General features: G+C 39.9%; 15 protein-coding genes. 4 read left to right on the forward strand and 11 right to left on the reverse strand.

Annotation, left to right across the window (positions count from 1 at the left end):
- Positions 1–26 precede the first annotated feature (26 nt).
- Positions 27–221 (forward strand): DNA gyrase inhibitor YacG, encoded by a 195-nt coding sequence (locus ACTJJG_RS05485; protein WP_069036481.1) that lies wholly within the window; start codon positions 27–29, stop codon positions 219–221.
- Here ACTJJG_RS05485 and ACTJJG_RS05490 read toward each other — a convergent pair.
- The 5 genes from ACTJJG_RS05490 to ACTJJG_RS05510 all read right to left on the reverse strand — a co-directional run bounded on the left by ACTJJG_RS05490 (position 218) and on the right by ACTJJG_RS05510 (position 4,621).
- A complete protein-coding gene (locus ACTJJG_RS05490) occupies positions 218–862 on the reverse strand; it encodes an MBL fold metallo-hydrolase (RefSeq protein WP_069122127.1) in 645 nt (214 codons plus the stop codon). The two genes, ACTJJG_RS05485 and ACTJJG_RS05490, sit on opposite strands and share 4 nt — an antisense overlap.
- Before the next feature lie 23 nt (positions 863–885).
- Positions 886–1,902 carry a ferrochelatase gene (hemH, locus tag ACTJJG_RS05495; protein WP_069120429.1) on the reverse strand — a complete coding sequence of 339 codons (1,017 nt, stop codon included), beginning with the start codon at positions 1,900–1,902 and terminating at the stop codon, positions 886–888.
- 73 nt (positions 1,903–1,975) lie between these two features.
- Entirely contained in the window at positions 1,976–2,980 is a 1,005-nt protein-coding gene (locus tag ACTJJG_RS05500; protein ID WP_069120432.1) for a DUF4062 domain-containing protein, read from the reverse strand.
- A 116-nt stretch (positions 2,981–3,096) separates the two neighbouring features.
- Entirely contained in the window at positions 3,097–3,963 is an 867-nt protein-coding gene (murI, locus tag ACTJJG_RS05505) for a glutamate racemase (protein ID WP_069120435.1), read from the reverse strand.
- Between the two features lie 46 nt (positions 3,964–4,009).
- Positions 4,010–4,621: a DUF1285 domain-containing protein gene (locus ACTJJG_RS05510; protein ID WP_002114653.1), complete on the reverse strand. Its 612-nt coding sequence runs from the start codon at positions 4,619–4,621 to the stop codon at positions 4,010–4,012.
- Between the two features lie 187 nt (positions 4,622–4,808).
- Between ACTJJG_RS05510 and ACTJJG_RS05515 the strand changes: the two genes are divergently transcribed.
- Complete coding sequence (locus ACTJJG_RS05515) at positions 4,809–6,521, forward strand: electron transfer flavoprotein-ubiquinone oxidoreductase (protein WP_005804177.1); 1,713 nt, start codon at positions 4,809–4,811, stop codon at positions 6,519–6,521.
- 86 nt (positions 6,522–6,607) lie between these two features.
- On the opposite strand, the gene ACTJJG_RS05520 is transcribed toward ACTJJG_RS05515, so the two are convergent.
- Positions 6,608–6,988 carry a hypothetical protein gene (locus ACTJJG_RS05520; RefSeq protein WP_032035414.1) on the reverse strand — a complete coding sequence of 127 codons (381 nt, stop codon included), beginning with the start codon at positions 6,986–6,988 and terminating at the stop codon, positions 6,608–6,610.
- Positions 6,989–7,120: 132 nt separating this feature from the next.
- Positions 7,121–7,378 (reverse strand): sulfurtransferase TusA, encoded by a 258-nt coding sequence (gene tusA / locus ACTJJG_RS05525; RefSeq protein ID WP_002053527.1) that lies wholly within the window; start codon positions 7,376–7,378, stop codon positions 7,121–7,123.
- A 184-nt stretch (positions 7,379–7,562) separates the two neighbouring features.
- Here tusA and ACTJJG_RS05530 point away from each other — a divergent pair, with 184 nt between their 5' ends.
- Positions 7,563–8,402 (forward strand): HlyC/CorC family transporter, encoded by an 840-nt coding sequence (locus ACTJJG_RS05530; RefSeq protein ID WP_002114976.1) that lies wholly within the window; start codon positions 7,563–7,565, stop codon positions 8,400–8,402.
- Positions 8,399–9,958, forward strand: a complete 1,560-nt coding sequence (gene lnt / locus ACTJJG_RS05535) for an apolipoprotein N-acyltransferase (protein ID WP_069120437.1) — start codon at positions 8,399–8,401, stop codon at positions 9,956–9,958. Before ACTJJG_RS05530 ends, lnt begins: the two co-directional genes overlap by 4 nt.
- Position 9,959: 1 nt before the next feature.
- Here lnt and ACTJJG_RS05540 read toward each other — a convergent pair whose 3' ends face one another.
- The 4 genes from ACTJJG_RS05540 to gspF all read right to left on the reverse strand — a co-directional run bounded on the left by ACTJJG_RS05540 (position 9,960) and on the right by gspF (position 12,869).
- Entirely contained in the window at positions 9,960–10,298 is a 339-nt protein-coding gene (locus ACTJJG_RS05540; RefSeq protein ID WP_005079284.1) for a tRNA-binding protein, read from the reverse strand.
- A gap of 145 nt (positions 10,299–10,443) precedes the next feature.
- Positions 10,444–10,788, reverse strand: a complete 345-nt coding sequence (locus ACTJJG_RS05545) for a hypothetical protein (RefSeq protein WP_005804170.1) — start codon at positions 10,786–10,788, stop codon at positions 10,444–10,446.
- A 267-nt stretch (positions 10,789–11,055) separates the two neighbouring features.
- Positions 11,056–11,640, reverse strand: a complete 585-nt coding sequence (gene gspG, locus ACTJJG_RS05550; RefSeq protein ID WP_032062881.1) for a type II secretion system major pseudopilin GspG — start codon at positions 11,638–11,640, stop codon at positions 11,056–11,058.
- 23 nt (positions 11,641–11,663) lie between these two features.
- Positions 11,664–12,869: a type II secretion system inner membrane protein GspF gene (gene gspF / locus ACTJJG_RS05555; RefSeq protein ID WP_005065941.1), complete on the reverse strand. Its 1,206-nt coding sequence runs from the start codon at positions 12,867–12,869 to the stop codon at positions 11,664–11,666.
- Between the last annotated feature and the right edge of the window lie 101 nt (positions 12,870–12,970).

Raw genomic sequence — 12,970 nt, forward strand, 5'->3', positions numbered from 1 at the left:
TCTCTTCACTTTGAGGATATCGCTTTATGCCACGTACATTCCCCTGCCCACGTTGTGGTGAACCAAGTGTTTGGGAAGGTAACGAATTTCGTCCATTTTGCTCTGAACGCTGTAAATTAATTGATTTAGGTGCCTGGGCAAATGATGAATATAGACTGCCTACCCAAGATGCGCCTCAGCATGACAAGGGTAGTCAAAATGAAGATGATTACGAGGATTAACCCGCTTTACCTGCAACAAAAGGGTTAAATTGTTTCTCATAGCCAATGGTACTCATCGGACCATGTCCAGAAATAAACTGAGTATCATCTGGCAGACTAAAACATTCACGTTTAATCGATTCAATCAACTGATCGTGATTACCACGCGGGAAATCTGTTCTGCCAATTGAGCCTTTAAACAAGACATCACCAGTCCAAAGCAAGCCATGATTTTTATTATAGAAAATAACATGTCCTGGTGTATGACCGGGAGCAAAACGTACCTCAAACTCATCTTCGCCAAGTTTTAGCACTTCGCCACCTTCAAGCCATTGATCGACTTTTACAGGCTGTGGAATTGGAAAACCATAACGTGCTGAAACTTCCTGAATCATATCTAGCCAAAACTGATCTTCTTTATGTGGCCCAATAACTGGAACGTTCCATTCTTTGGCAAGCTCACCCACCGCTCCTGCATGGTCTAAATGCCCATGAGTGAGCCAAAGAGCTTTCACCTTTAAACCTAAGGCTTCAACTTCTTTCATCAAAACTGAAGCGTCACCGCCAGCATCAATCAAAACTGCTTCTTTTGTTTCACTATCCCAGACAAGGGAACAATTTTGGGCAAATGCAGTAACTGGAACAATTTTGACTTGCAACATAAGAACCTCTGGCTAAAACGCAATTAACGGTGGGCTAAGGTATAAGTAAGGGCATCAAGATTAGCCTGAACTAAACCTGCAAGCAAATCAATATGAGCCTGATCGCTATTTAAAGCAGGAATATAAGCATAGCTACCACCACCTGCTTCTTGAAACAACTCTGCATTTTGAATAGCTAACTCTTCAAGTGTTTCTAAACAATCGGCAGAAAAAGCTGGGCTTAATACCTGAACAGACTTAACACCTTGCTTCGCCCAATCTTGTAAAAGCTGATCTGTATAAGGCTTCACCCATTCTTGTTTTCCAAAACGTGATTGGAAGCTAATTGCCCATTCATCATCTTTTAAATGTAAGGCTTCAGCGACTAACTTTGCTGTGATGCGACAACGATCTGCATAAGGGTCGCCTTTGTCTGCATAAGGCTGTGGAATACCATGAAATGACATCAACAGTTTTTCAGGCTTACCATGTTGCTCTTGATAAGCTAAAACACTTTCTGCCAATGCCTGAATAAACATTGGATGCTGATAGTAGTCTTTGATAATTGTTAGACCTGGCAAGTTTCGCTGGGCTGGAATCCACTTGGCAAAAGCATCATATAACGGTGCTGTAGAAGTGGCTGAATATTGAGGAAATAAAGGCAATAAAATGACATGCTCTTGCGGGTTAGCTGCCAGTTTTTCTAAAACTGTATCAATACCGGGATTACCATAGGTCATCGCCGGTATCACGGTTAAATCAAACTGATTATTTTCTCGCTGCAAATAAGCCTGAATACGTTGAGTTTGCTCAAACACAATTTCACGCATGGGCGAATCTTTTGACCATACCGAAGCATAGGCATCTGCTACCCTTTTTGGGCGAAAAGGTAAAACAAACAGATTTAAAATAATCCACCAAATGAATTTCGGTATTTCAATTACACGTGAATCAGATAAAAACTGCTTTAGAAAACGGCGAACCGCAGGAACAGTGGCCTCATCCGGCGTACCTAAATTCGCTAAAATGACTGTGACTTTCGGTTTTTGTTCAAACGACATGTGTAAATGCCTTTCAATTCATCTTATGTCACTAATGTAACAGCTTTTATTGTCATATATAAATTGAATCGCTCTAAGCTTTTAATCGAATGCCCCGATGGCTCCATTTATAGCTAAGTAATAACTTTTGAGCTTTAGCTGTGACTTTCCATAAGCTATAGGATTGTTCAGTTTGAGTTGGAACAATCCAACCCTGTGACTGCATTTGCTTTTTAATCCGAAACAATGCCTTATGGTTAATCTGAGCGCAGGCAACAGCATGAACGCGAGGTAACTCCTGACGAGCATCTTCTAGGCCAGCCTGATTTAAATATTCATTTAAGCATGTCCCAAAATTCTCTTCTGGTGTAGCTGTTTCAAACTGCTTTGCCAATATACTTAACAACTGGGACCAAGTCATTTGTCGTTGTCGTTTAAGCTCTTTAAAATTGCCATCCTGAAATGCTTGAATTTGATATTCAAATGCAAAAATATCTTGGGGAGCAACTTCATTTACTTGAGCTGATGACTCTGTTAATTGCTGTTCTAACTGTAAAATTTTACTTTTTAATAGCTTGATTTCATCTTCTAAGTGATGAGCCTGATGAGCAGGCACCCAACCTTGTCCGATATACTGCTCCATGATTAAAGGCATATTTAAACGGACAGCCAACTCTAGTTCACGTGGAGTTTTAAAGTAAAAAATATGATTCACATCAAGTAATAACTTTTTTCTAAATACGAGAAATTTATCTTTAAGCTGTGGATGTGTTTCTTGTAAATGTATTTCACGACTTTCGGGCTGCTCATGCATGAAAACAATAATAGGTTTAGCCTGACTTAACGCATATTCATATTCTAAAGATAAATAACTCACACCAGAAATCGACTGCTCTCCATACTGGCTGCCTAAAAGTAGGATTACATAATCACATTCATCAATTTGTCGACGTGCAAGCGTAGTGGTTAGGGGTGTTCGTTGTTCTAATCCCCAAGCAAAGAAGCCCATCCCTACCAAGGTTTGAGACAAAACCATTCGCTCTGGCTGCATATCGCGGCCGGATGTTGAAATAAAAATCTGATAGCGTGTATCGAGCATAACAATACCCTTTCGCCCCATGATCTGTCCGTGACTTAATATCCGCCAAGATCATGAACCGCCCCAAATAAAATAATAAATCTAAAAAACACTACTTTCTAAATGATGCTAAAAGATCAGTTTAGATTATGAAGTGTCCAAGTTAACTCTTGTGGAATCATATGTTGTAAAACAGGTTGCAGTGCCTCAGCATTATTACCACTGACATAACATTCAATACGTGCAACATTCTGACCTATTTGGTCACATAATAACTCATTTTTTATTAAAATACGGGCTGTTTGTCGGGCAACTGCCAATCCAGAATCAACCAGTGTGAATTGGTTATCAAAAAGATGATGAATTGCTTGATTTAAGAAAGGATAATGCGTGCAACCGAGCACTAAATAGTCGGCACCTTGCTCAGCGGCGGGCTGTAAAACTTCTTTTAATGCCTTTAAACATATTTCACCCATTTGCTGACCTGCCTCTACACAAGGAACAAGTTCAAGGCTGGTTAAGGTCATCACCTTAACGCCTGCTGGAACAGCAAACTTCTCGACTACATCTTTAATAAGCTGGCCGCGAAAAGTAGCAGGCGTTGCCAAGACGGCAACCACTTTAGAACGTGTCTGTAATACTGCAGGTTTTAATGCTGGCACCAATCCAACAATTGGAAAGTGTTCACCATAATGCTCACGCAAATGATCAAGGCTAAATGCGGAAGCCGTATTGCAGGCTACGACTGCAATTTTACAACCTTGACGATATAGCCAATCGACTGCTCGAGCCGTGAGTTCTCTAATTTCTTCATCAGAACGTGGACCATAAGGCACGTAGGCAGTATCGGCATAATACACAATACGTTCATTGGGCAAATATTTGGCAATTTCTGCTGCAACTGACATTCCTCCAATTCCCGAATCAAAAATACCAATTGGGGCATCTGCTGATGCTTTAGGCATAGGTTCTAGCTCGGAAAATAAAGGTTGTATGGCGGTCATAGCTGTACTGAAGTGTCAGAAAATTTCACTCCCTAAAGCTTAAACCTCAAGTGCCTAATTGCAAGAGCAAATTACCACTTTTTAGCTCTAAAATGGTTTCACCTTTATCGTTTTCAATCAGTGTTCCATAGTTCACCAAATGATAGAAAGCCTGACGTTGAATCAGTGCATTAATTCCAAAACGGACATGCACATAAGGACGCAACTCTCCTGCATATTCACGCATAAAAATAGGATGTTCTGCATCAACCAAAATTACATCTTGGTTAGTGGTGGTCAGTTGTAAAAACTGCTCACCTGAAATTTCGACCTGATCTGCCTGATTGACTAATAAAGGTTCATCTTCAACTTCGATTTCAATTTGTTCTACAGGGGTTTTCAGGTAGAATTTGCCTTCTTCTTTCCATAGGACTTTGGTAAACAGATCTAATAGAGCTTGGCGCTTGATTAATTGACCTTCGTGCCACCATTCTCCATTGGATTTCACTGTCAAATCCATTTTGCCGCAATGCTTTGGATGCCACTGCTCTAAAGGTGGAATTGACCTTTTGTGACTTTGCTGTACACCTTTTAAGTATTGTGCAATGTTCATTAAGTTTTTATCATCAGATAACGGTATTTTTCCCATATCCGATGGTGAATTATTTTGATTTACCATAGTTTATGCCTTGCTGACGAAAAAATGTTACGACTCAGCCAATTGGCTAGATCATGGTTTAAAACTATACTAGCCCAAACGATAAAAGGCACAATAGCATATTTGCGCCTATGGATTAAAACACTCACGGCAGCACCGAATTATCTGAATATGACGGTTGCCACCTTTAAGTATTGAGGAGTCCTACATGGAACACATCGAACGTGAATCGATGGAGTTTGACGTTGTCATCGTAGGTGCAGGACCTGCAGGTCTATCTGCTGCGATTAAGATCCGTCAATTAGCGATTGAAAAAAACTTACCCGATCTTTCTGTTTGTGTAGTTGAAAAAGGCTCTGAAGTAGGTGCGCATATCTTGTCTGGTGCTGTGCTTGAGCCACGTGCCATCAATGAACTTTTCCCGAACTGGAAAGATGAAGGCGCGCCTCTTAATGTCCCTGTAACTGAAGACAAAACATTCTTCTTACTTTCAGACACCACCTCAAAAGAAGTTCCTCACTGGATGGTTCCTAAAACCATGCATAACGATGGTAACTATGTGATCTCGTTAGGTAACGTAGTTCGCTGGTTAGGTCAAAAAGCTGAAGAGCTAGAAGTTTCTATCTTCCCTGGCTTTGCTGCATCTGAAGTGCTTTATCATGAAGATGGTACTGTAAAAGGTATTCAAACTGGTGACATGGGTATTGGTAAAGATGGCGAACCAACGCATAACTTTACTCCAGGCTATGAGCTTCACGCTAAATATACCCTCTTCGCTGAAGGTTGCCGTGGTCACTTAGGTAAACGCCTAATTGCGAAATACAACCTTGATAAAGATGCTGATCCTCAGCACTACGGTATCGGGATTAAAGAGCTTTGGGAAATTGACCCAGCAAAACATAAACCGGGCTTAGTCATGCACGGTGCAGGTTGGCCTTTAGCAGAAACAGCTTCTTCAGGTGGCTGGTGGTTATACCACGCTGAAAACAACCAAGTGACTTTGGGCATGATCGTGGACTTGTCTTATGAAAATCCACATATGTATCCATTTATGGAAATGCAGCGCTGGAAAACTCACCCACTGATTAAACAGTATTTAGAAGGTGGTAAACGTATTTCTTACGGCGCACGTGCTGTAGTGAAAGGCGGTTTCAACTCTCTGCCTAAATTAACTTTCCCGGGCGGTTGCTTGATTGGTGATGATGCAGGTTTCTTAAACTTTGCAAAAATCAAAGGCTCACACACTGCCATGAAATCAGGCATGTTATGTGGTGAAGCTGTATTTGAAGCGATTGCTGCGGGTGTAGAAAAAGGCGGTGATCTTGCGATTGCACGTGTTACTGAAGGCGAAGATTTATTCGTTAAAGAATTAACTTCATACACTGACAAATTTAACAACAGCTGGTTAAAAGAAGAGCTTTATAACTCTCGTAACTTTGGTCCAGCAATGCATAAATTTGGTCAATGGATGGGTGGTGCATTTAACTTTATCGACCAGAATGTCTTTAAAGTGCCATTCACTTTACATGACTTGAAGCAAGACTTTGCTGCATTGAAAACTGTTGATGCAACAAGCTTTAAGCCAAACTATCCAAAACCGGATGGCAAACTTACATTTGACCGTTTATCTTCAGTATTTATCTCAAACACTGTACATGAAGAAAACCAGCCAGCTCACTTGAAGCTTACTGATCCTTCAATTCCAGTGAATGTGAACTTACCAAAATGGGATGAGCCTGCTCAGCGCTACTGCCCTGCTGGTGTTTATGAAATCATGGAAAATGATGATGGTTCTAAACGCTTCCAGATTAACGCAGCGAACTGTGTTCACTGTAAGACCTGTGATATTAAAGACCCATCTCAAAACATTACGTGGGTAACGCCTGAAGGCGGCGGTGGTCCGAATTACCCTAACATGTAATTCCTTGCGCCGCTTTAGCCGCGGCTCATATCCTAATATGTAATAAAAAAGCCCCGATTATTCGGGGCTTTTTTATTAGTATCCACTTATTGAAAAGGCGGTATTTTTGCTACGTTTAAATTAAAATTCTTTTTATAGAAAATAAATGTGCCTAATAAAAATAAGCCAAGAAAACCAAAGTTCCGCGCTAAATCGTAGTACCAAACCGATTTACCAAATAATAAATCAAGAATTAACATCAGCCCGAGAAACCTTGTATGCAAGATCAAACTCATCTTTATCTTTGGTTCAGGAGCAAAATATGTATTTCTATAACCGAGTAGAATTGAACCTAAAATAATAAGAATAGATATAATAATGATAGCAACAGTTTCAGATAGCCAAGAGATCTCTAAATGTAATAAACCAGCAATAGTGAAAAACCAAAGACAGATTAATAAGCTTCGTTTCACAAAATAATCATTCATTTTTATACGTCATTTATATACTTAATTTTATAAATTATATAACGATTCTTATTTGTAAAAAATTATCATTTCAAATTAAAGTTGAATTATTCATGGCTTCTAATCTTCTTTATTAGAAGCCTTATTATTCTATTAACCTTTCTTCACTAAATAATGAAATTCTTTATGACCATTTTCATCTAAGCGTTCTTCTTGCAACAACAACTCATGGCCTAAATGCATACAAAACTTAGGGATATCCCACGAGGTCGAATTATCTGTTGCGAAGACTTCAACCACATCCCCAGACTTAGATTTGCGGATGGCTTGATGCAACATCATGACAGGTTCCGGACAACGTAAACCACGCGTATTGAGTTGTACAGTAGGTGAAATGGGTTGCTCTGACATAACAAACTCGAACAAATAGAATTTTCACATTTTAGCATAAACAAATTACTGAGCTGTTAACTGTAACTGGCTTTTACATAACAATATACGTTTTGTCTTTTAGCTTGTTTTATAGATGCATAAGCATCTTTTCTTCGGTATGATCTGTGTATTCATTTGATACATTGAGTCTTTAGGAAAGATCATGCAAGAGGAACCAAGTCCGTCGTGGGGAATGCGAGGCTTACGAAAATGGTTAGGTACAGCGCCAGAAACCCGTGATGAATTATTAAAATTAGTCCAAAATTCACGCCGCTTTTTAGAACCCGATACTGTTGCTATGCTTGAAGGCGTTCTTGACCTTCCAGCTACAAAAATTCGTGAAGTCATGACGCCACGAACAGCAATGATCAGTTTACAAGAAGATGATCAATTACTTGATATTCTTGATGTACTGGTTGAGTCTGCTCACTCACGCTTTCCAGTCTTCTCTGCCGATCAGCCGGACAATGTTGTCGGGATTTTGCTCGCAAAAGATTTGTTGCCGTTTCTAACTGAACCGAATACCAAAGTCGATATTCGAGTTCTTATGCGCCAACCGTTATTTGTTCCTGAAAGTGCACGTTCCGATCAAGTACTACGCATGTTAAAACATACTCAGACTCACATTGCGATTGTGATTGATGAATATGGATCAACAGCCGGTCTCGTTACGCTTGAAGATATTCTTGAAGAGATCGTTGGTGAAATTGAAGATGAGCACGACACGGTCGATGAAGATGCTCAGTACATTGTTCCTGACAATGACCATACGGTAGCAAATGCGTGGATGGTGCAAGCACTTACACCAATCGAACATTTCAATACTGTTTTAGATGCTGATTTTTCTGACGATGAAGTAGAAACTGTCGGCGGTTTATTGCTTCAAGAGATTGGTCTGGTAAGTGATTTACAAGGTCAAACTGTTGAGCTTGGAAATTGGTTATTTACAATTGTTGAAGCAGATGCCCGCACTATTCATCTGATTCGAGCTGTACGTCAATGAGAGCATACTTTGAAAAGCTGTTAGATTCTTCGCAACAACAAAAACAGCTTCCTTTAATTTTTCCTTTACTCATTGCTTTATTTTCAGGTGCCGTGTTCAGTTTTTCACTGGCACCTTATTATTGGTGGTGGTTGGCAATTTTATCTCCAGCCCTACTCTATGCAACATTACATAAGCGCTCAGCTAAACAAGCCTTTGCCATTGGTTGGAGCTACGGCTTTGGTTTATGGTTTGTAGGCGCTTTCTGGCTCTATACTTCCATCCATGTATATGGCGATACCAATGCTTTTCTAAGCGTGTGTATGATTGCTATTATGGCCCTTGTGATGGGTTTATTTACGGCATTTCAGACATGGGTTTACCGACGATTCTTCCCTGAAACACCACTTACTTTTGCCCCGCTCTGGATTGTTTTCGAATGGGCAAAAACTTGGGTATTTACAGGTTTCCCATGGTTGTTTGTAGGTTACGCTTTTACGGAACGTTTACTCGATGGTTATGCACCGCTATTTGGTATTTATGCAATTTCCTTCGTCGTCATTGTATTAGCATGTGCTTTAGTCGAAGTTCTGCGTAAACGTATTTTTTGGGTTATCCCTTCTGCCCTATTGGTTTTGGGTGCATGGGGAGCATCGTATATTCAGTTTGTAAAACCTAAAGATGCCAAGCCGCTTAGTGTTTCGCTCATTCAAGGTAACATTCCACAAGATTTAAAATGGCTGACTGAATATCAAGTTAGAACATTAGAAATTTATGCTGGCTTGACACAATCTGAATGGGGTCGTGACCTGATTGTATGGCCTGAGTCTTCAATTCCGCTCTTCCAAACCGATATTGAACCGTTTTTGGATGCAATGGATGCACAAGCGAAAAAGAACCATACTGCATGGGTAACCGGAATTCCCTACTGGGATGTTGCAAAATCACATCAAGTTGGTAGCCCGCTGTATTACAACAGTATTATGGCCTCTGGCAGCGATTCAAGTGGACTCTATAAAAAGCAGCGTCTTGTTCCATTTGGTGAATATATTCCGCTGTCAGGTTTGCTTTCTTGGGTTTTACCAGCCATGCAAAATGATATTAGCATGAGCGGTTTTACACGTGGTGAGAGTGACCAAAAACCACTTTTAATTAAAGGACATGCGCTTGCTGCTGCAATTTGTTATGAAGTGGCTTACCCGAACCTAACACGTCGTAATGCAGAAGATAGCGACTTTTTGGTTACTGTATCGAATGATGCTTGGTTTACGGGTACTGCTGGGCCTTGGCAACATTTACAAATGGTGCAGATGCGCGCTAAAGAAAATGGCCGCTGGTTTATTCGTGCAACCAACACAGGTGTAACAGCGTTTATTGATCAAAATGGTCATATCACTGAACAAGCACCAATCGATAAAGAGTTTGTCTTGAGAGGTGATTTACCAGCCATGCAAGGCCAAACTCTTTATAACCGTTTAGGTGATTATCCAATTTTAGGATTCGCGGTCTTACTGCTGATTTTAGGTTGGGTTTATCGTCCGCGTAAAGTTGACGTTTCTTTTAAATCTCGTCGCTAATTTACAATAACTTTGTACCCAGAGGCACTTCAAACTCTGGGATACAAAGTGCGACATCACCATCTGCATTATGAAATCCTGTCACCAAACATTCTGACTGAATAGGCCCTATTTGTTTTTTAGGGAAATTCACTACAGCAACGACTAATTTACCCACCAAATCTTGTGGTTGATAGAGCTTGGTAATTTGTGCACTTGATTTACGCACTCCCAACTCTTCACCAAAATCTACATGCAAAATATAAGCAGGTTTACGTGCCTTTTCAAAAACCTCGGCTTGAATAATTTTACCAACGCGAAGCTCTACTTTTAAAAAATCATTCCAATCGATTTGTTCCATTTCATATTTCTCATGTTCTTAAATTGCTGATTTGAAGCATATAATATGTACAAATGAAGAAACACCCTGTTTTTAAGTCCAGTTAAAAAATAAAACGTAGATGTTGAGTCTACGTTTTATCTAAAAATTTAGTTTTAAAATATTATTAAAAAGCAATCGATAGTTGCAGAGATAAATATGCAACTAAACTCGATAAAAAGACCATGGGTACATAACGGTAAGCTTTAAAAAGGAATTGCTCATATTGAGTAGAGATTTGTTTAGCTTGCCAGACACTCGCTTTTAATGCTGTAAAGAAGCTCACCATTAACCATGCACTCACAATACTTAATGCGAAGAAACCAATCATGATTTGGCTACTTCCCTCTGTACTCAGCCATAACTTTAATGACACTTCAGCAATCGGTAATAAACCCAAAATCAATAGGACAGACTTGAGCATTACCCAATGAAACTGAGTCAGTTCATCTAATATGAGAAATGCTTTCATTTAATCTCTCCTTTTAATTGAATAAAGTGCTTTTTAGTTATTATGCAAAGCTTTCGTTTAAATATATAGCTTATTTTTCTCTACATTTTAACTTTCTTGTAACTATTAAATATGGGAATAATTCTTATTATAAATCTCAAACATTGATATTAACTTTAATTTATATTTTTCAGTTAGTTATTATATTTTTCTGATTGAGAGAGATTATCAATTCGTATTTATCATTTTAACTGTTTAACTGAATTGATAATCTCCATTACATTTTAATTAAGGTTGATAATAAATATCTGCATCATTACCTTCACCGCCTTCTTTGCCATCTGCTCCAAATGAGTACAAATCAAAAGCTCGCCCATCTGCCCCAGGAATGACATATTGAATATCATTTTTCCAGCTGTCTTTAGGATAACCACCTTTTACATAGCCACCTGGCATCCAGTTTTTCGCTGTAGCTGGCTGGTTAACCAAAGCATCTAGCCCACCTTCTTGCATGGTTGGGAAATGGCCATTATCGAGCTTGTACTGATCTAAAGCACCCGCCACACCCTTTAATGCAATTTGAGTTGTATCAATTTTAGCTTTTTCACTACGCCCCATGACATTTGGTACGATTAAAGCTGCTAACACACCTAAAATTACAATCACGACCATGACTTCAATGAGGGTAAAACCTGAGGCACGCTTCATTCGAGCACCGCTCGAACGTACCGCAAGTCCGAAAGCTACGCTTGAGGAGCAAATATCTGATAGAGAGCTATGCTCGGAATGGCACGTTGGCTCAAACTGATTTGAAACCGCAGATTCACTATGTTGTTCCATCGCTGTTTCGCTTTGAATATTTTTTACTTTCATCATTATCTCTAATATCAAAGTTATTAAATCATATTGTTCATATTTACGATTGGCAGCATAACCGCGATTACAATAACCAGTACAATGCTTGCCATTAAAACCAGCATAAGCGGTTCAAGTAATGCCAGTAAGGTTGAAATAAATGTCGTCACCTCACGGTCTTGCATGGTCGATGCTCGTTCTAACATTCTGTCAAGCTCGCCTGATGCCTCTCCACTTCGAATCATTTGTACCATCATTGGTGGGAAATAACCACTGCGCTCCAGTTGCGTACCTAAGTTACCCCCCTCTGTCACTCGCTCAGCCGCATGAGCAATTGAGTCGCGGATAACCCAGTTGTTGGTCACTGCTGCACCAATTTTTAAGGCATCGACCAAAGGGACACCTGAACGGGTCAAAATAGATAAGGTACTAGCAAAGCGTGCAGCATTAATACCACGTGACAGTTTACCGAATAATGGCAATTTGAGTGTTAATCGATCAAAAGCATAATGTCCAGCAGTGGTTTTTAAAAACCGAACGAATGCGATAACACCTACCACTGCAAAAAGAATAATAAACACCCACGCATGTCGAATAAAATCGCTGGCTTTCATTAAAGCGACTGTAATCCACGGGAGAGCATCTTTATTTTGATCAAAAGTTTTTACAATCTCTGGCACAACATAAGTCATTAAACCCATCACAATACCAAAAGACATCAGCATTAAAATGATTGGATAAATCATGGCACCCTGAACTTTCTTTTGCATGGCAAAGCGGTTTTCAGTGTAATCCGAAAGCTGATCTAAAATGAGATCTAAATGTCCCGAGCGTTCACCAGCAGCCACCGTTGCAATATAAAGGTCAGGGAAACGTCCAGATTGTTGCATACCTTGTGCGAGTGAATGCCCTTCTAAGACTCGAGAACGCACAGATAATAAAAGATTTTGTACATGTGTTTTTTCGCTTTGCCTACTCACGGCGCGCAAAGCTTCTTCAAGTGGAATAGCAGCTGCAACTAAAACCGAAAGTTGTCTGGTCATGAGCGCCAAATCGTAAGCACTGAACTTTTTTTGGAATAACCCCTGACTCTGATGTTTATCTTTTTGTTCAACAGGATCGACACTAATGGGAGTCCATGCTTTATCGCGTAATTGTTGGCGAATCTGGCGCGCTGAGTCTCCCTCAAGCACCCCTTTTTGCTGCTTCCCTGAAGCATCAATGGCAGTAAATTGATATGCAGGCATGGTAATGTTCTAATTTTCCAAAAATAATAGTCGCTGCTGTTGCATCTATGCTACGCAATCATTCATATTCGTTCTATAGCCTGTGTAGAATACTCAAGTCC

Origin of the sequence: Acinetobacter sp. 22512, from assembly GCF_052044755.1 — a bacterium.
GTDB lineage: Bacteria > Pseudomonadota > Gammaproteobacteria > Pseudomonadales > Moraxellaceae > Acinetobacter > Acinetobacter pittii.